At 73.5% G+C, this 19,245-nt stretch carries 11 protein-coding genes and 2 pseudogenes; 5 read left to right on the top strand and 8 right to left on the bottom strand.

The features are described from left to right. Positions 1-357: 357 nt before the first annotated feature. Positions 358-522 carry a hypothetical protein gene (locus ACZ4YY_RS13690; protein WP_468288244.1) on the top strand — a complete coding sequence of 55 codons (165 nt, stop codon included), beginning with the start codon at positions 358-360 and terminating at the stop codon, positions 520-522. A 177-nt stretch (positions 523-699) separates the two neighbouring features. Here the strand turns inward: ACZ4YY_RS13690 and ACZ4YY_RS13685 are convergent, their stop codons facing one another. Beyond that, complete coding sequence (locus ACZ4YY_RS13685) at positions 700-1,194, bottom strand: ricin-type beta-trefoil lectin domain protein (RefSeq protein WP_468288241.1); 495 nt, start codon at positions 1,192-1,194, stop codon at positions 700-702. A gap of 184 nt (positions 1,195-1,378) precedes the next feature. Here ACZ4YY_RS13685 and ACZ4YY_RS13680 point away from each other — a divergent pair, with 184 nt between their 5' ends. From ACZ4YY_RS13680 to ACZ4YY_RS13670, 3 genes and pseudogenes are all read left to right on the top strand, one after another. Beyond that, positions 1,379-4,291: an AfsR/SARP family transcriptional regulator gene (locus ACZ4YY_RS13680; RefSeq protein WP_468288238.1), complete on the top strand. Its 2,913-nt coding sequence runs from the start codon at positions 1,379-1,381 to the stop codon at positions 4,289-4,291. A gap of 96 nt (positions 4,292-4,387) precedes the next feature. Next, a pseudogene (locus ACZ4YY_RS13675) lies at positions 4,388-4,525 on the top strand (IS1380 family transposase); the annotation flags it as partial. A 52-nt stretch (positions 4,526-4,577) separates the two neighbouring features. Beyond that, positions 4,578-5,765: pseudogene (locus tag ACZ4YY_RS13670) on the top strand (IS1380 family transposase). A 239-nt stretch (positions 5,766-6,004) separates the two neighbouring features. Here the strand turns inward: ACZ4YY_RS13670 and ACZ4YY_RS13665 are convergent. From ACZ4YY_RS13665 to ACZ4YY_RS13635, 7 genes are all read right to left on the bottom strand, one after another. Next, the gene (locus tag ACZ4YY_RS13665) at positions 6,005-6,646 is read right to left on the bottom strand and encodes a cutinase family protein (RefSeq protein ID WP_468288235.1); all 642 of its coding nucleotides are present in this window, start codon (positions 6,644-6,646) and stop codon (positions 6,005-6,007) included. Positions 6,647-6,787: 141 nt separating this feature from the next. After that, positions 6,788-8,017 carry a PucR family transcriptional regulator gene (locus ACZ4YY_RS13660; RefSeq protein WP_468288232.1) on the bottom strand — a complete coding sequence of 410 codons (1,230 nt, stop codon included), beginning with the start codon at positions 8,015-8,017 and terminating at the stop codon, positions 6,788-6,790. 122 nt (positions 8,018-8,139) lie between these two features. Then, positions 8,140-9,078, bottom strand: coding sequence for an alpha/beta hydrolase (locus ACZ4YY_RS13655; RefSeq protein WP_468288229.1), 939 nt, complete (start codon positions 9,076-9,078; stop codon positions 8,140-8,142). 21 nt (positions 9,079-9,099) lie between these two features. Then, on the bottom strand, positions 9,100-13,158 hold the full coding sequence (locus tag ACZ4YY_RS13650) for an acyltransferase domain-containing protein (RefSeq protein ID WP_468288226.1): 4,059 nt from the start codon (positions 13,156-13,158) through the stop codon (positions 9,100-9,102). Continuing rightward, positions 13,155-14,909, bottom strand: coding sequence for a fatty acyl-AMP ligase (locus ACZ4YY_RS13645; protein WP_468288223.1), 1,755 nt, complete (start codon positions 14,907-14,909; stop codon positions 13,155-13,157). Before ACZ4YY_RS13645 ends, ACZ4YY_RS13650 begins: the two co-directional genes overlap by 4 nt. Before the next feature lie 55 nt (positions 14,910-14,964). Beyond that, complete coding sequence (locus ACZ4YY_RS13640; RefSeq protein ID WP_468288220.1) at positions 14,965-16,548, bottom strand: acyl-CoA carboxylase subunit beta; 1,584 nt, start codon at positions 16,546-16,548, stop codon at positions 14,965-14,967. A 145-nt stretch (positions 16,549-16,693) separates the two neighbouring features. Then, positions 16,694-18,739, bottom strand: coding sequence for a glycoside hydrolase (locus ACZ4YY_RS13635; RefSeq protein WP_468288217.1), 2,046 nt, complete (start codon positions 18,737-18,739; stop codon positions 16,694-16,696). 171 nt (positions 18,740-18,910) lie between these two features. On the opposite strand from ACZ4YY_RS13635, the gene ACZ4YY_RS13630 reads away from it, so the two are divergent. Beyond that, complete coding sequence (locus tag ACZ4YY_RS13630) at positions 18,911-19,207, top strand: hypothetical protein (RefSeq protein WP_468288214.1); 297 nt, start codon at positions 18,911-18,913, stop codon at positions 19,205-19,207. Positions 19,208-19,245: the final 38 nt, after the last annotated feature.

Raw genomic sequence — 19,245 nt, 5'->3', positions numbered from 1 at the left:
GGAGCAACAGACTGAAGCAGGCGGAGGCGGCGCGCACGGCGCTGGTCTCCGCGCTCCAGTAGGCGGGCATCGTCTTCCCGCCCCTGGTCGTACGGGCCCAGGAGGAGAACGGCGAACCGGCGTACGGCCTCATCGACCTCGGGAAAATCTCACCCCCCGTCGCCCACGCCCTGGCGGACGCGATCGATCGCGGGACGCAACGATGAACGCCCCGAGACCACGCCTGCTGCCGTGGACGACCGACGACGGCCGACCGTGCTACCTCGCATTCGTCGAGGCTGGTGTCGCCCGAATCGCGCGGCCACGGAGTCCAGTCTGTTGCGGTCGGGCCGGACAGTGCTCGCTCACGCTCGGGCGATGCGTACCGAGCCGGAGGTGTCCACCGTCGAACTGCGCTTTCTGGTGGCGCGAATGTACGAGGCGCTGCACGACGCACTCACGGTCGCGGAGCTACGCGGTGCCCGCCTCGACGTCTCGGGGGACGGACCGGCCGGTCCGTCCCCCGAGACTGCCCAACCGTGACGTCACCGCGCAGGCGCCCAAGTGCCGAGGCGGCGGGACCGCGATGTCCGCGTACCGCTTGCCAAGAGCGCGAGCCGTCAGCGCGAACCCTCAGCGCGAGCCGAAAGTGCGAGCCGTCAGCGCGAGCCGAAAGTGCGAGCCGTCAGCGTGAGCCGTCAGTGAGGCCGGCCCCCGCACTCACGGGTTGATCCATCCCACCTGGTCGATCACCCAGCGGGACGCCGTCTCCTTGGTGTCCCGGAAGACGACCTCGGCCCCGACTGCTCCGCTCGCGTGCAGCCACTCTTGGCTCTCGACATGCAAGATGGACTTCGGGCTGCCGGAGGTGGTGTTCCACTGCTGATATTCGCCGCCGTTGCACAATCCCGTGTAGACGTCCGCGCCGTTTCCGTCGAGGCAGTGCTTGTATTGGGGGTTTCGGAAGACGCCGTTGATGACGGTCCACACCTGGCTCGCCCTGCGGTCACAGTTGCCGAGGACCACGTTTCCCTTGTCTGACGCGATGTTCGCCACCTGCAGGCAGGAGTTGCTGCTGTTTCCGTTGATCACCTGGTAGATCGGCACCGGCGCCGCCACCTGCGCCGAAGCCGGGGCGCCGGCCAGCAGCGTCGATCCCATGGCCAGCGCCGCCCCGGCGCCGGCGAGACGCGCGAAATTCTTCTTGTTTTCCATGTCTTATCCCCTTGAGTTCGGCGTATCGGTGGTTCTGCTCCCGGGTTGCCTCAAGACGTCCACAACCTCTCGCACGCCGTCCTCACGCCGTCCCCACCACGTCACCACCGGCCGGTGGGTGGGCGTTGCCGCGAACCCTGTGCTTTGATCTTCTTACTGGTGGCAAGGGGGAGAGGCCGGGAGGATGGACTTTCGCATTCTCGGTGCGCTGGACGTCCGGACAGCCTGTGAGCGGGTGCCGGTGCCCGGGGCGCGTCGCCAACGGCTTCTGGCAGCACTGCTGCTGGCGCCCAACACGGTGGTGTCGCTCTCCAAGCTCATCGAGATGACCTGGGACGACGAGCCACCCCCCACCGCCACCAAACAGCTGCGGAACTCCGTCTCGGCGCTGCGGGAATGCCTGGGTGACAGCGACCGGCGGCTCATCCTCACCGAGGAGCCCGGCTACCGCGTCCGCGTCGACACCGCCCGGCTCGACTCGCTTCGCTTCGCCGCTGGGGTGGCCGAGAGCCGCCGCCACGCCGCCGAGGGGAGACTCGAGCGGGCGGTCCAGCTGATCCGGCCGGCGCTGGGCCTGTGGCGTGGCCCCGCACTCGACGGGCTGGGCACGGCAGCCCTGGCCAGATCCGCCGCGCGGCTGGACGAGCAGCGGCTCAGCGCGCTGGAGCAGTGCGCCAGATGGCGGCTGGAACTCGGCGAGCACCACGAGGTCGTCGACGATCTGGCGGATCTCGTGCACGACCATCCACTGCACGAGGGCCTCCACGCCCAGCTGATGGCGGCGCTCGACCACTGTGGCCGACGCGCGGACGCGCTGGGTGTCTTCCACCGCCTCAGAACCCGCCTCGCCGAGGAACTGGGGGTCGGCCCCGGCCCCTGCACCCAGCGGCTGCACGAGCGGATCCTGAGCGGTGAATCCGGGGCCCGCCGGGTCGACCGGATGCCGCGGGACCATCGCGGCGGGGCGGTCGGCACGCTGCCCGCCCCGAGGCCACCCCAGTCCGTCACGCCACGGGTGCCCCGTCAGCTGCCGCAGGCGATTCGCGACTTCACCGGCCGTGCCGATCACGTGGCGGCGCTCGACGCGCTGTTACCGCCCGCCGGCGGTCAGGCCGTGGTGATCTCCGCCCTCGACGGATCCGGCGGAGTGGGGAAGACGACGCTCGCCGTGCACTGGGCCCACCGCGTCCAGGACCGGTTCCCGGACGGCACACTGCACACCAACTTGCGCGGCTACGGGCCCGGCAGGCCCGCGACCCCGGACGAGGTCCTCGACGATTTCCTGGTGGCGCTCGGCGTACATCCGGCGGCGGTGCCGGTCGGGACCGGCGCCCGTTCGGGACTGTTTCGCACGCTGACGACGGGGCGACGCATGCTGATCGTGCTGGACAACGCCAACAGCGCGGAGCAGGTCAGGCCGCTGCTGCCGGGAGCGCCCGGGTGCATGGTGCTGGTGACCAGCCGCGACAGCCTGACCGGGCTGGTGGTCACCGAAGCTGCGTACCGGATCACCCTCGACGTGCTGTCTCCGGACGAGGCCTCGTCCCTGGTCGTGGGCATCATCGGCCCCGCTCGCGCCCAGGCGGAGCCGGCCGCGGTGGAGAGCCTCATCCGGCTGTGTGCGCGATTGCCGCTCGCGCTGCGGATCGCCGCCGGGCGTGCCGCCGCGTACGAACATGTCGCCGTCGCCGACATCGCCGACGAGCTCGCCGACGAGGACTCCAAACTCGACGCACTGAGCTGGGGCCAGGATCCCTACGCCGCGGTCCGCAACGTACTCCAGTGGTCCTACGCACAGCTGCCGGCAGCGCAGGCGAGCCTGTTCCGGCGCCTCGGCCTGCATCCCGGCCCGGACATCTCCACACCCGCCGCCGCGGCCCTCGCGCGCCTGCCCCCACACACGACACGGCGACTGCTGCGGGCGCTGGCAGACGCGCACCTCATCGAACCGGTCGCGCACGACCGATACCGCTTTCACGATCTACTGCGCGCCTACGCCGGCGAACTGGCCGGTGTGCACGACTCCGAGGCCGAACGGGGACACGCTCTCGACGCGATGCTCACGTGGTATGCCCACACCGCGCACACCGCCGACCGCCTGCTCTACCCCACCTGCACCCGTCTGGTGACGAACCCCACCGAGTCAGCCCAGCCACACCACCTGGCCGGCCGTGACGACGCCTGGGCGTGGTTCACCGCGGAACGGGCCAACCTCGTCGCCGCCCTGCACCACGCTGTCGACACCGCCATGGACCGGTACGCGCTGCACCTCGTCGACGCTCTCGGCTTCCTGGTGCTCATGGGCGGCTGGCAGGAGCGCGTCGACACCGCCACCGCGGCCCTGCACGCGGCGCGGCGCTCCGGCCGGATCGATCACGAAGCCAACGTCCTGCTCGCTCGTGGGGAGGCGTTGGCACACCTCCAGCATCCGGACGCGGAGCGGGATCTCATCCGCGCCTACGCCCTGGCCAAGGACGTCGGCAACAACCACATCCAAATCGCCGCCCGCACCGGACTCGGCCAACTGCTGCGCCGACAGACCCGCCTCGTCGAGGCACTGCGCCACTTCGACGAGGCGCTCGTGCTCAGCCGGGGCTTCGACACCGGGCGATGGGAAGCGGTGGCGGAAGGCAACATCGCCGAACTCCACGCTGACCTCGGCAACCCCCGCCTCACCATTGAGCACGGCATCCGAAGCGCTCGACTGCGCCGTCGGCTCGGCGACAAGGACGGTGAGGCATGCGCGCTCTCGGCCATCGCCAGGGGCATGCAGGGCATCGGCGACCATGACAGGGCTGTCGTCCTGTGCCGGCGCGCCGTCGACCTCGGTCGCAGGTCCATCGGCAGCCACGACGAGACACTGGCCTGGCCCTTGGCGGTCCTCGCCACGTCATTGGACGCCCTCGGGCGCACGGACGAGGCCCTCGCCTGTCGGCGAGAGGCCGCCGCGATCTACACCGATCGAGGCCTGGACGCCGAGGCCGACGCGATGCGGCAGCACATCCGACGCATCCGTACGGCAGATCCCGGGCCCTCCGGACCGCAACCCGTCGCCCACGCCCTGGCGGAAGCGATCGAGCGCGGGACGCGGCGATGAGCGCCCCGAGGCCACGCCTACTGCCATGGAGAACCCACGACGGCCGACCCCGCTACCTCGCACCCATCGCGGGCTCCCCCCGGAGGCACTTCCGAGGTGAAGAAGCGTATCGTGTCCTATCCACGTGTCCGCGTCGAGGGCGGCGGCCGGTCGGTGGTCTCCCAGGCGGGAGGCGTACTGCTGGTGGAGACGGCCCGCAAGACCGGGCTGGATCACGCGCTTTCAGTGGCGTTGGCGCCGTGGCGCAAGCCGCGGGCGGTGCACGATACGGGCAAGGTCCTGCTGGATGTGGCCCTTGGCGGTGGCCCTGGGCGGGGACTGCTTGGCCGACGTCGGCGTGCTGCGGGCCGAGCCGGCGGCGTTCGGCCCCGTCGCCTCGGATCCGACAGTCTCCCGCTTGCCCGATACTCTGGCGGCGGCCGGCCCGAAGGCCCTGACGGCGATCCGCACCGCCCGATCCGAAGTGCGGAACCGAGTTTGGCGCCTGGCCAAGCAGGCGGCCCCGGACGCCTCCGGGCAGGTGATCGTGGACATCGACGGGGTGCTGGTGCTGGCCCACTCCGACAAGCAGGACGCCGCCGCGACCTGGAAGAAGACCTATGGCCACCACCCGCTGATGGCGTTCGTCGACCATGGACGCCCCGGCTCCGGTGAGCCGGTCGCGGGCCTGCTGCGCCCTGGGAACGCCGGCTCCAGCACCGTCGCCGACCACATCGAAGCCACTCAACTCGCGCGGGCTCAGCTGCCGAAGTCCTACCGGCGTGGCCGGCAGACCCTGATTCGCACCGACTCCGGCGGCGGGACGCATGAGTTCGTCGCCTGGCTCGCCCAGCGCGGCCGGTGGTTGTCGTACTCGGTCGGGATGACCATCACCGATGCCATCCATACCGCAGCCCTGGCCGTCCCGCCTCGGCCCGGACGCCGGCCGTGGAGCCGGATGGCGAGGTGCGCGACGGCGCCTGGGTCGCCGAGATCGGCGGCGACTGCTTGAAGGGCTGGCCGCAAGGCATGCGGCTGATCGTCCGCAAGGAACGCCCGCACCCCGGGAGCACAGTTGCGTCCCACCGATGCCGACGGACTGCGCCTGACCTGCTTCGCCACCAACACCGCCGACGCCCCGATCGCCGAGCTGGAGCTGCGCCACCGCCAGCGCGCCAGGGCCGAGGACCGCATCCGCGCCGCCCGCACCACCGGCCTTACCAACCTGCCGCTGCACGATGCCGCTCAGAACCGGATCTGGCTGGAGATCGTCCAGCTCGCGCTGGAACTGCTGGCCTGGCTGCCGATGCTCGCGCTGACCGGCACCGCCCGCCGCTGGGAGCCCCGCCGCCTACGGCTGCGGCTGTTCTCCGCTGCCGCCCAGCTGATAACGACCAGCCGCCGCCGATACCTCCGCCTTCCCCGGCACTGGCCCTGGACCGAGATCATCACCGCCGCGTTCAAGCGCCTCGACGCCCTACCAAACCCAGACTGACCAGCAACGACCCCGCCCCGACGAACCTTCACCGCATCCCGGAACCGTGGAAGCCGGCGCCCACCCGACGCGACAGCCGGGCTACCGGCCTGCCCCCCACACCATCCGAAAACGAAACGAGTCACCAGCAACAAGCTGATGACTCGTCACGAAAGATCGAGGCTAGTCCCCCCCACAGAAGCAGGGCCCGGGAGGAGATCCTCCCGGGCCCTGCCGTGTGCCCCGGTGACGGGCGCCGCTCAGACCCTGCCCGCGGCGAACGTGGCCGCCGCGTCGGCGTTCGCGGTGTAACCGAGATGTGCCAGCACGTCGTCCCCGCCCTTCTCGCAGATGGGGTCGCCCGGTGCGCAGACGTCGAAGGTGCGGCTCTGGTAGGTGCCGGTGACGCTCTTGCCGAGGGCCCGGATCGGGTTGCCGAACAGGAGCACCGCGGCGACCCGGGACTCCAGGGCGGCGGGGATCGTGGCCACGATGGGGCTGCCCACCACCGCGCCGGCGCTGCTGATGCCGACGGAGTTGTCGACGACGTTCGCGCCCTGCGAATACCCGACCAGGACGAAACGCTGATTCGGACAGGCGGCCGCCTGGCTTTTCACGTGGTTCACCAGATCCGCGTTGCCCTGTGCGGCCGAGGTGAGGGAAAGGTTCGCAGGATAGTTCACCTTGTAGCCGGACACGCTTTTGCCCGTCAGTTTCCTCCGCAGCGAGGAATACACCGGGTCGCCGACGACAAGACCGAGATTGCCGGGCTCGAAGGTGCCGCGGGCCGCCACGACGTCGACGTCCGAGCAGGCGGCGGCCGATGCCGCCGGCGCCGAGACGGCCGTCAGACCGCCGCCGCCGACGAGCGAGAGCGCCGCGAGACACAAGCGAATACGCATGGGGATCCTCTGAGGGTGGGGCGCGCGTGCGCCTACGGAGAAGGACGCCCCGAACGTATGTGCATTTCCTCACCGGGTGTTATGGACGGGAATTCAGAAACTCCCGCCCTTTTTGTTGCGGACATGAGCGCGGGTGAGGCGTCATGGCGTCGGTCCGCTCCGGTCCCGCAGTTCCCCGGCGCGCAGGGCGAGGATGAGGTCCAGCCGGGTGCCGGGCTCGTGCAGCGTGTCGCCGAACAGCTTCTCCAACTGGCGCAGGCGGTAACGGACCGTCTGCGGGTGGATGTGCAGCCGGATGGCGACCTCCGGCACGTTGCTGCCGCTCAGCAGCCACGCCAGCAGGGTTTCCGCGAGACGCGCGCGCTGCCCCTCGGACACTGCGGCGAGCGGCGCCAGGGCGCGCGCCTCCAACTGCGCCATCAGCGGCTCGTCGCTGTGCAGCAGCAGCGTCGACAGGTGGTCGGCGCACCGCACCACCCCCTGCCGGGGCAGCACTCCACGGCCCATCAGCCCGAGGGCGCGCGTGGCCCAGTGCAGCGACTGGGCGGCCTCGGTCAGCGGGACCGTCGGGCCGACAGCGGCGGGACGGCCGCGCAGCGCCAGGGCGAACGCCCGGCCGCCGAAGCGACCGGAACCGTCCGGGTCGGGCAGCAGCAGGCGGGGCGGCCGGGACCCCATGTCCACCAGCGCCCCCGCCGCGGCCAGGGGCCGGTCCTCCTCCCGCTGGTCCGGGCCGGACGCGAGCGCGACGACGGCGACGTGCCGCGGCACCGACCACCGGGCGCCGTGCGCGAGGTCCTGCACGGCCTCCAGGGACACCGGACCGTCGCCCAGGAGCAGGTCGAGCAGGCGGCGGCGACGCCGTTCCAGCTCGTCCGTGCTGCGCAGCCGCGCCTCCGAGTAACCGGCCGCGGCCGCCTCCGCCACCTCGTGCACGGTCCGGAACGCCAGCTCGCCCAACGCGGCCACGACCGCCGAGTCGAGCCCGAGCTCCTCCACCGTACGGCCCATCAGCCGCCAGGCGTGCAGCCCGCCGACGCGCAGCGCGGACTGCAACGCGTTCAGACCGCGGCCCTCCAGGGCCTCGCCCCGCCCGAGTTCGTAGTACGTCGCGGCGATCGCGTCGCCCTGGCGGCGGGGGTCGGCGATGTGGTCGACGAACAGGGTGAGCGCCTGCACGACGCCGTCCCGCAGGTGTGCGCGGTACGTTCCGTCGGCCGGCCGCGCGTACTCCGGGACCTGTCTGCGGACCTCCTCCTCCACCTCGTCGGCGACGGCCTCGAGCCCGTCGCGCAGCAGCTTGGCCAGTTCGGGGGGCATGGGAGAGGCACCGAGGCCGTCCGGTACGCCGTGCGGGGTGGGGAAAGCCACGGCGGAGCCTCCTTTCACACGGAAGCGGCTCACCCGCGGGTTGCTGCCCGCGGGGCGAGGGGCTGGTCCTGTGTCAGACGGACGCCCCCTGCGCTGCGTTCCGTGCCCCGACGGCACGGCGGTCACTCCGGCACCCCCAGTGCACGGGCGAGCATCGGCCACGACGCGGTGAACTCGCGCTTCCAGAAGGCCCAGCTGTGTCCTCCTCCCGTGTAGTAGTGGGTGGTGACCGGGATGCCGAGCAGCGCGAGCCGGTCGGTGAAGCGGTGGGCGGAGGGCCACAGGGCGCTCTCCAGGGCCTCGGGGAGCCAGTCCCCGCTGCCGCCGGCCACGCCGCTGCCGCCGGAGACGTACAGCGCGGTGCCGCGCAGCCCTGTCGCCCGGGCGCGCGGATTGAAGTCGCGCCAGGTGAGGAGGTTCAGCACGGGGTTGCCCCAGAGGGAGAGCGGCGGCAGGTTCTCGCGGGCGACGATGGCGTCCACGATCGGCGGCACGCCCGGCGCCGTGGTGTCGAGGATGCCGCTGTAGGAGGCCGCCGCGGCGAACGCGCCCGGATGGCGTGCCGCGTGCGCCATGGCGCCGTAGCCGCCGGTGGAGACCCCGGCCACGGCCCGCACCCCGGAGGCCCGGTAGGACCGCGCGAGCAGCGCCGGCACCTCCTCGACCTGGAACCGCTCGTAGTCGGGGCCGCCCCGCCAGGCGCTGGGAATGCCCGTGGGTCCCGCGTCCGGCATCGCGACGATCAGGTCCCGGCCCTCGGTGAAGGCCGCGATGTCCGTCTCCCGCGTCCAGGACGTGTAGTCGTCGTGGGCGCCGTGCAGCAGGTACAGCACGGGGTAGGTCCGCCCGGCCTCCGCGTCGAATCCCGACGGCAGGATCAGCCGCACCGGGGCGCGGCGGCCCAGGGCGGCGGAGGACACGGACACGTCGACGGTGCGCGGTCCGACCCGGGTCGCGGCCCGGGCGGTGGTGGCTCTCGCGCCGAGGAGGGCGGCCAGGCCGGCGGCCGCCGCCGCTCTGGTGACGGCGCGGCGGGACGCTCCGGTGGCGGGGTGGGACATGGCGGCTCCTCGGGGTCCGGTTCAGCGGGTGTGCTCGGCGAGCTCCCGCCGCAGGCGGGCGGCGATCTCGTCGACGTGCGGTGGGTCGAGCAGCGACAGGTGGTGTCCCGCGACCCGGACGACGGTCAGGCGCGGGCACACCTCGTCCCAGCCCAGTGCCTGGTCGTCCCGTTCGTACGCGGGATCGCGCACGGTGTGCGGGGCCGGCTCGGTCGCCCGGAACAGGACGGTCCGCCCTTCGTGGCGCCCCGGCCGGTGTGCCTCGCCGATCCTCAGGTCCAGGTAGGAGGAACGCTGGTGCTCCAGGACGGCGGGCGGTACGTCGGCGGCCTCGCGCAGTGCCCGCAGCACGGTGTCGATGCGCTCACCGTCGTCGTCCAGGGCGACGAGGTCGTCGTACGGCAGCTCCAGCCGGACCCCGTAGGTGGCGGCGACATGGCGGGCGAAGCCCGTGAAGCGGGCGCGGATCCGGTCGTCCGGTGTCAGGCCGGGTAGCGGGAGGGGCCGTACGGAGTCGATGAGCACCACCAGCTCCACGTCCCGTCCGGCGGCGGTGAGCTGCCGTGCCGTCTCCTGGGCGACGAACCCGCCGAAGGACCAGCCGCCCAGCAGACAGGGGCCGTCGGGGTGGGCGGCGGCGACGGTCTCGGCGTAGCGGTGTGCCTTGTCGGTCACCGTGGGGGCGTCGTCGAGCCGCTCCAGCCCGTACACCGGCCGCTCGTCACCGAGGCGGTCGGCGAGTGCCCGGTAGACGTCGGTGGTCCCGCCGGCGGCGTGGACCAGGAAGAGCGGGGGCCCGGAACCGGCGGAGCGCAGGGTCCGCAGCGGGGTGTTCGCACCCGCCGTCCGGGCGGGGAGCGCCCGCTCGACACGGGCGGCCGCCTCCTCGACGGTGGCGACGCCGAGCAGGTCGCGCAGCGGCAGCTCGACGCGGAACTCGCGCTGCAGGGCGGTGCGGATGCGGACGGCCATCAACGAGTCCAGGCCGAGGTCGGCCAGGGCGGTGGAGGGGGCGACACGGCTTGCCGGGTGGCCGGTGACGGCGGCGATGTGGTGGCACAGCCGGGCGCGGACGGAAGTGTCCCGCGCCGTGCCCGACTCCGCCGCGGCACCCGGGGGCCGGGCGGAGGGGAAGGCGGCGCTCTCCGGCGTGCCCGGCGCGGTGGACGGGCCCGGGGGTGCGGCGGCGGGGGCGCCCGCACGCCCGTCCGTCCACCAGTAGCGCACGTGCCGCCAGCGCGGCGCGGGCACGTCGACGACCCGGCCCGGCGGCAGGGGCAGCGGCAGACCGGCCGCACTCAGGGCGCCGACCTGCGTGAGGAACGCACACGCGTCGTCGGCGTCACGGCGCAGCGTGCCGAGGGCGAGGGCACCCGGCACCGTGTCGGTGACGGCGCCGGTCAGCACCGGATGCGGTGAGATCTCCACGAACGCGGTGTGACCGTCGGCCGCCGCCGCCGCGAGGGCCCGGTCCAGGCGCACCGGTCGCCGCAGGTTGGCGGCCCAGTGGGCGGCGTCGAACACCGCGTCGCCGCGCGGGTCGTCCAGGACCGTGGAGTACACCGGGACGCGGGGCCTTCCGCCGCGGACGTCGGCCAGGGCCCTGGTCAACTCCGGCAGCAGCGGATCGACCTGCGGCGAGTGGCCGGCGCCGACGACCCGCAGGGCACGGGCGGTGTGCCCCGCGCGCTCCAGACGGTCCACGAGCGCCGACACCGCCGGCCCCTCGCCGGTGACGACCTTCTGCCGGGGCGAGGAGTGGACCGCGACGTGCACGCCCGGGAACTCCTCGCGCAGCGCGTCGACTTCGCCGTCGTCGACGTCGACGACCGCCATGGAGCCGCCGCGCAGCCCGCCGAGCAGCCGGGCCCGCACGGCCACGACCCGGGCCGCGTCCGACACCCCCAGGGCTCCCGCGCACACCGCCGCGGCCACCTCGCCCAGGGAGTGGCCGACGACGGCGGCGGGCTCCACTCCGTACGCGCGCCACACCTCGGCGAGCGCCACCTGGAGGCCGAACAGGACGGGCTGGACGACCTCCACGCGGTCCAGGGGGGCGCCGGACGCCAGATGGTCGTACAGCGACAGACCGCATTCCGGGGCCAGGTGGGCGTCGAGCTTCTCCACGGCCGCGGCGAAGACGGGCTCCTCGGCCAGCAGACGGCGCCCCATGCCGGCCCACTGGCTGCCGTATCCGGAGAACACCCACACCGGACCGGCCCCGACGCGATCGCCCTCGCCGGTCACGACCCGGGCATGGGCCCGCCCCTGCGCCAACGCCTCCAGCCCTTCGGCGAGTTCGTCGTGGGTGCGGGCGGTGACCGAGGCGCGCACCGGCCCGCGCCCGGCCCGCCCCGCGAGGGTGCGCGCCACGTCGGAGGGGTGCGCGGCGCTCCCCTCGGGCGTGCGGAGCCAGGCGGCGAGCCGGGCCGCGGTGTCCCGCACGCGGGCCGTGTCGACGTCGGCGAGGAGATGGAGGCGCACGGCGGGTTCCTCGCCCGGGGGCGGCGGCACGGTCGCGGGACGCCACTCCTCCAGGACCGCATGGGCGTTGGTGCCGCCGAAGCCGAACGCCGACACACCGGCCGTGGCCGTACCGCCGTAGCGCGGCCAGGGCTCGGGCTCGGTCACCACCCGCAGCGCTACGTCGTCCAGGGCGCTGCCCGCGGCGCAGTGCAGGGACGGCGGAACGAGGTCGTGGTGCAGGGCCAGCACCGTCTTCACCAGCCCGGCGATGCCCGCGGCCGCCTCCAGGTGACCGAGGTTGCCCTTGACGGAGCCCAGGAGCAGCGGCTGGTCCGGGTCACGGCCCGCGCCGAGCACCGCGCCGAGCGCGCCCGCCTCGATCGGGTCGCCCAGCGGCGTACCGGTGCCGTGCGCCTCGACGTAGTCGATGTGCGCCGGGGCGAGTCCGGCCCGTGCGCAGGCGGTCGTCAACAGCGCCCGCTGCGCGGCCGGGTTGGGAGCCAGGAGACCGTTGGAGCGGCCGTCGGAGTTGACGGCCGTGGCGCGGACGACGGCGAGGACGCGGTCGCCGTCCCGTTCGGCGTCGGACAGCCGCTTCAGCAGCACGGCCGCACACCCCTCGCCGCGGCCGATCCCGTCGGCCGCCGTGGAGAACGGTTTGCACCGCCCGTCCGCGGCGAGGGCCCCCGCCCGCCGGAACGCGACGGTGACCGCGGGGGAGAGCAGCAGGTTGACACCGGCGGCGATCGCCGTGTCGCACTCGCCGGTGCGCAGGCTGACGCAGGCGTGATGCACGGCGACCAGCGACGAGGAGCACGCCGTGTCGACGGCCATGCTCGGCCCCCGCGTGTCCAGCACGTACGCCAGGCGTCCCGCGGTCACGCTCAACGCACCGCCGGCCGGCGCCCACGGGTCGACGGCGGCCGGGTCGGCGCCGGTGAGCACGCCGTACTCCGGGGCGCAGACACCGACGAAGACACCGGTGGCGGTGCCGGCCAGCGACGCGGCAGGCACCGCGGCGTGGTCGAGGGTCTCGTGGACGACCTCCAGGAGGATCCGCTGCTGCGGGTCCATCACCAGGGCCTCGCGCGGCGTGACGCGGAAGAAGTCCGCGTCGAACCCGGCGATGTCGTCCAGGTACCCGCCGTACGGGGACGCGTCGGCGGGCGGGAAGGCGGTGAAGTCGCGCCACCGGTCCTCGGGGACCCGCCGGATCGCGTCGACGCCGTCGCCCAGCAGCCGCCAGAAGTCGTCCGGTCCGTGCACCCCGCCGGGCAGCCGGCAGCCGACGCCGACGACCGCGACCGGCTCGTCGGACACGGGGGAGACCGTCGACGCCGGCGGAGCGTCCGCCCCCGTCCGGCGACCGTCCGTCGCCCCGCTGAGACGCGCCACCAGGCCGTCCGCCGTGGTCGCCTCCCACAGCAGCGTCGCCGGCACCTCGCGGCCCGTCGCCCGCGCCAGTTCGCCGGCCAGGGCGACCGCGTCCCGCGAGGACATGCCGAGGTCGGCCAGCGGCCGGTCCATCGGGACGTCCTCGGCGGCCGCACCGGTCCAGGCGGCGACCCGTCCCGCGATCAGACGGCGCAGCGCGCTCTCGTCGCCGGGCCTCACGCGGCGGTCCCCGTCCCGTAGGCGCCCTCCAGATAGCGCGCGCGGGTCAGCGCGCGCGACACCTTGCCGCTGGAGGTGCGCGGCACCGTGCCGGGCGCGACCACGACGACGTCGGCGAGCCGCAGCCCGTGCCGCGTGGAGACCGCCGCCCGCACCGCCCGGACGAGGCCGGGCAGGTCGAGGTCCGCGAGGCTCGTGCCGCGCACGTGCTCGGCGACCACGACCGCCCCCTCGCCCGATCCGCCCGGCACCGCGAACGCGGCGAGCCGGTCGCGCCGCACCGCGCGGTGCGCCTCCTGCGCCGTCGCCTCCACGTCCTGCGGGTAGTGGTTGCGGCCGTCGACCACGATGAGGTCCTTCAGCCGGCCGGTGACGACCAGCTGCCCCTCCAGGACTGTCCCCAGGTCGCCGGTGCGCAGCCAGCCCCCGGGGCCGTCCGCGGTGTCGGAGAACGCGGCGCCGAAGACGCGCCGGGTCTGCCCCTCCTGGTTCCAGTAGCCCCGCCCCACGTTGGGACCCCGCACCCAGATCTCCCCGACCTCCCCCTCGGACAGGGCGGCACGGGACACCGGATCGGCGATGCGGACCTGCTGGCCCGCCGGAGTGCCGCAGCCCGCCAGCAGCACGGACCGGGGATCGTCGGGCCGTACCGGCAGCGCCTTGCCGGCGGCGAGGGCGTCGCGGTCGAGCGCGAACCGGGCGAGCGGCTCCCAGGGACGGCCGGCGCTGACGAAGACCGTGGCCTCGGCCAGCCCGTACGACGGACAGTGCGCCCCCGGCGCGAGCCCGCGGCCGGCGAAGGCCGCGTGGAACCGGTCGGCCGTGGCCGGGCGGACCGGCTCGCTGCCGTTGATCAGCGCGAGGACGCCGTCCAGCCTCAGTTCCGCCCGCTGCGCCTCGGTGACGGCCGAGACGCAGTAGTCGTAGGCGAAGTTGGGCGCGGCGCTCACCGCGCGCGGATGCGCCCCGAGCAGCCGCAGCCAGCGCACCGGCTCGTGCAGGAACGCGATCGGGTCCATGAGCACCGACAGCGTCCCGCCCACGACCGGGGCGGCGACGCTCAGCACGAGCCCCATGTCGTGGTAGAGCGGCAGCCAGCCCACACAGGTCACCGGACGCTCGTCGGCGCCGTAGGCGGTCAGCGCCTGACGGGCGTTGGCGACGACGTTGGCGTGGGTGATCTCCACGCCGGCCGGGGTCCGGGTCGAACCGGAGGTGTACTGGAGGTAGGCGACCGCCGCGTCGTCCACGGGGGCCGGCTCCCGGCCGTCGGCGGCCGAGTCGGGCACCTGATCGGCCACGACGAGCCGCGCCGGAGTGCCTTCGCCCGCGCCGAACTCCCGTACCTCGTCGACCGCCCGACCCGTCGTCACGAGCACCGCCGGACGCGCGTCCGCCAGGACGGCCGACAGCCGGTCCGCGTGTCCGGGCAGGCCGGGCGGGTACAACGGCACGGCGACCAGCCCGGCGAACAGCGCGGCGAGGAAGGCGGTGACGTAGTCCGTGCCCTGCGGGCACAGCAGCGCGACCCGGTCCCCGGGCTCGGCCTCGTCGGCGAGCCGGGCGGCCAGAGCCCGTACCCGCAGGTCCAGGCGGCGCCAGGTCAGGGTGCGGTGCACGCCTCGCGCGTGTGGAGCCGGATGGTCGACGAAGGTGAACGCCCGTCGGTCCGGGGCGTGTTCGGCCCAGTACCGCACGTACTCCGGCAGACTCCGGAACGCGGGCGCGAGCGGGGGACGGCGGGTGTCCATCGGGAAGACGGCTCCTCACATCGCGGGATCGACTGGCGGGGCGGGGCGGGGCGGGTCACAGCGGGATGTTGCCGTGCCGGCGCTGCGGCATCGGGGCGCGCTTGCCGCGCAGCACGCGCAGGGCACGGCTGACGTGGGCGCGGGTGTCGCGCGGGGCGATGACCGCGTCGACGTATCCGCGCTCGGCGGCGGGATACGGCGTCCCGTGCGTGCTCTCGTACGCGGCGACGAGACGCGCCCGCAACGCCTTCGGGTCGTCGGCGGCGGCCAGTTCACGCCGGTGCAGGACGCCGACGGCGCCCTCGGCGCCCATGACCGCGATGCGGGCGGTGGGCCAGGCGAGGTTGATGTCGGCGCCGAGGTGCTTGGAGCCCATCACGGCGTATCCGCCGCCGTACGCCTTGCGCACCACCACGGTGACCTTCGGGACGGTCGCCTCGGCGTAGGCGTAAAGCAGTTTGGCACCGCGCCGGATGATCCCGGCCTGCTCCTGGCGGACGCCGGAGAGGTATCCGGGGACGTCGGCGAAGGTCAGCAGGGGGAGGCCGAACGCGTCGCAGAACCGCACGAAGCGCGCCGCCTTCTCGGAGGCGTCGATGTCGAGGACGCCCGCCGCGTGCAGCGGCTGGTTGGCGACGACCCCGACGGGGGCGCCCTCGACGAGGGCCAGCGCGCAGATGATGTTGGGGGCGAACAGCTCCTGTACCTCCAGCAGTTCGCCGTCGTCGACGACCCCGCGCAGGATGTCGCGCATGTCGTAGGCCTGCCCGAGCCGGTTCGGGACGGCCTCGTCGAGCCGCGCGCCGGCGGGGGCGGGGGCCGGCGCGTACTGCGGGGGTCGTTCGAGGTTGTTGGCCGGCAGGTACGACAACAGGTCGCGCACGGTGTCCAGGGCGTCCACCTCGTCCGCGGCGAGGAAGTGGGCGTTGCCGTTCACGGTGTTGCTGGTGCGGGCGCCGCCCAGGTTCTCCGCGCTGGTGCGTTCACCGGTCACCGCCTCGATCACGTCGGGCCCGGTGACAAACATGTGCGAGGCGCCGTCCACCATCACGGTGAAGTCGGTGATGGCCGGCGAGTACGCGGCCCCGCCGGCGCACGGTCCGAGGACGACCGAGATCTGCGGGATCACCCCGGACGCCATGACGTTGCGGCGCACCAGCTCGGCGTACAGGGCGAGCGAGGCGACGCCTTCCTGGATGCGGGCGCCGCCCCCGTCGTTGAGGCCGATGACCGGGCACCCGGTCTTCAGGGCGAGGTCCATCAGGGCGACGGTCTTCTCCCCGAAGGCCTCGCCCATGCTGCCCCCGAAGACCGGGGGGTCCTGGGCGAACACACAGACCGGGCGTCCGTCGATGGTGCCGTGCCCGGTGACCACCCCGTCGCCGTAGGGCCGCCGGGTGTCGTCCCCGGTGGCCCTGCCCCGGACGAACAGCCCGGTCTCGGTGAACGAGCCCGCGTCGAGCAGCAGGTCGATCCGTTCCCGGGCGCCGAACTCCCCCCGCCGTCTCGGTCCGCCCGGGGTCACCGCCCGCGCCCAACGACTCTCCAGGTCGGCGAGGCGTCCGACGGTGCCGTCGGCCCCACGCGTCGCCGTCTCTTCCCTCGTCAGGGATGTTGTCGCCTCTCGCGTCACAGCCACCTCCGAAAGTGGCTTCGAATATGGCAGCGGGACGACGGAGGGCCGAGGGGATCACCGGACTTGTGGGCGAGGTGAGTCCCGTGGGGAGCGGGTTGGTGCGTGGGTGACAAGAAGCGACCCGGCGGGGGCGCGCCCGCCCGCCGGGTCAGGTGCGCGGGGGTGTCTCGTCGATCACGGTCCAGCGCTGGTTGGCGTGGGACGTGGGCGTCCAGGCCGTCACCCGGGAGCCGTCGGCCGTGGCGTGCCCGGCGACGTCGAGCAGCCGGCCGGTGGCGGCGTTGACGAACGTCCAGGTGCCGTCGCCCGTCGTCGACATGATCCACTGGGCTTCCGCGGGCACCGGGCCGGTGCCGGGGTCCTCGAGGACCGCGCCGCCGTCCCGTACCGCCAGCCGCTTCCCGCTCGCCGTGTTGAGCAGGGTGTGGCGTTCACGGTTGGTGTTCCCGCGGGTCAGCCTGCACACGGACCACGACTGGTCCGCGGCGGCGGCGTCGGAGGTGCGGATGACGATGCCGCCGCCGTCGGCGGACGGCGCCAGCGACCTGCCGCTGCCCACCCCCTGGAGCCGGTAGCGGTGCCCCGGCCGGACGAGCGCGGCGTCCCGGGCGGCCCCACTGACACCGGTGACGGCGAACGTCGTCACGGACTTCGCGGGGACGGTGAGCGTGGCGGACCGGCCGGTCACCTTCACGGGCTCGCCCCGCACCAGGGCTCCGGCGGCGCTGGTCACCACGGGAGTGACGGTGGCCCCGGGCGCGACCCGGCCGAAGCGGGAGAGGTCCAGGGTCACCGCGCGCGGCGCGGTGCCGTCGTTGACGTGGACCACCGTGGCGCCGGAGCCGCCCTTCTTCACGGCAGCCACGCCGGAGGGGTCGTCGGACAGGACGAAGCGGTCCCCGGGACGGATGTAGTGCGTGAAGTTGCGGATGGTGTGGAACTTGCTGTTGGTCCTGACCGGGCAGGTCTCCAGGGTGTCGCCCGCCGTGCAGTCGAACGGGACGTGGATGCTGCCCCAGTTCTTCCCGGCGGCGGCCTGGGGGTTGGCGTCCTCCACGGGCTGCCAGAACACCCAGGCGGACGGCTCGAGTTCGCGCAGGTCGCCCACCATGCGGGTGGCGATCCCGAGTCCCGGTTCCATGCCGGTGAAGTCGGTGCCGGTGCCCCAGGTGCCCTCGACCTCGCTCATCCACAGCTTCTTGCCCGCGCCCTTGGCGCCGTCGCGGGCGCTGGTGCGCTGGGCCGTGCCGTAGGTGTGCACGTTGAGCTGGTCCACGGCGGCGCGCGCCGACGCGTCGTAGGCGTTCCAGTTGTCGGTGAAGATCTTCGGGTTGGTCTCGTCCATCGCGGAGACCGTGGCCCGGGTGCGGCTGTCGTCGAGGGCGCGTCGCAGAGCGAGGACCACCTTCTGCTGGAGTGCCGGTCCGGCGTGGGCGCCTTCCTGGCGTCCGCCCGTGGGCTGTCCGTCCGCCCCGAGTTTCGTCCCCCAGTAGTTGGTGTTGGGCTCGTTGAGCGGGGCGATGGTGTCGAACCGGATGTGGTGGTCCTTCTCCAGGTGTTCGGTGACCTTCACCAGGTAGGTGGCGAAGTCGTCGACCCGGTCCGCGCGGATCTGGTCGGTGTTCGCGTCGAAGCCGCCGGAGACGTATCCACTGACCGTCTGGAACCACGGGGGCGAGTTGCTGAACGCCTCCCAGCGGGTCACCCGGCCCTTGATCTGGTCGACCCACCAGCGCTGGCCCGCGTCGGCCGCCCAGTTCCAGTGGTCGGGGTCGTCGGGGTCCCACCAATCGGTGTCCTCGCGGGTGGTGCCCTCGGGGGCCTTCCAGAACCCGTCCATGGTGGCGCCGGTCTTCATGTAGTCCTTGCGCACATCGGGGGCGTTGCCGCCGCCGATGTTGTAGCGCGCGATGTTCAGCCGCAGTCCGTCCCGGCCGAACAGCATGTCCACGAGCTTCCTGCGGATGGGGTCGGGGTAGCCGCCGGTCGCGTTGGCGAACCAGACCAGGCTCGTTCCCCACCCTTCGAACGCCTGCTGCCGGTAGGAGGGATCGATGCGCACCGTCACCGCGTCCACCGCCTCGGCGGGGGGCGGGTCGGCGGCGCGGACGGGCGGGGCGGTGACCAGTCCCGCTCCGAGGAGCGGGAGCACGGCGAGCGCCACGGCTCGGGCCGTGGGACGTCTGCGGGGCATGGTGGTTCCTTCGTGGCTTGGGGGTGACACGGAGGTCTTCCGTTCCGGGCCGGCCCGACGACCAGAGCGAACAGAAGTGAGCAGAATCAGTCGGGCTGAAGGGATGCTTGACGACAGTAATGAACACGTCAAGACAGCGTGCGCGGTTCTGCGGGGCGCACGCTCCCTTGCGTGGCGGCCGCCCTGGCCGGGGCGATCAAGGCGTCGGTCCTGGACAGCGTCGTCGCCGGCACGTCGGGCGCCGGCTTCGAACTGACCGTGCTCACCGCCGTGCTCCTGGGCGGCGTCGCCCTCACCGGCGGCACCGGCTCGGTCCTCGGCGTCCTGCTCGGCGTGCTCTTCCTCGGAGCCCTGCAGAACGGTCTGACCCTGCTCGACGTGCCGACCTTCTGGCAGCAGATGGCCCAGGGCACCGCCCTGGTGGCCGGTGCGGCGCTGGCGTACTACGCACCCCGCGCCGCGCGTTGACGTGTCCCCTCCGACCGGACGTCTCCGATCGCGCCTCC

This window comes from Streptomyces sp. NPDC030143 (genome assembly GCF_055573695.1).
Note: the sequence above shows the minus strand (reverse complement) of the source record. Positions and strands in the feature narration are given on the sequence as shown.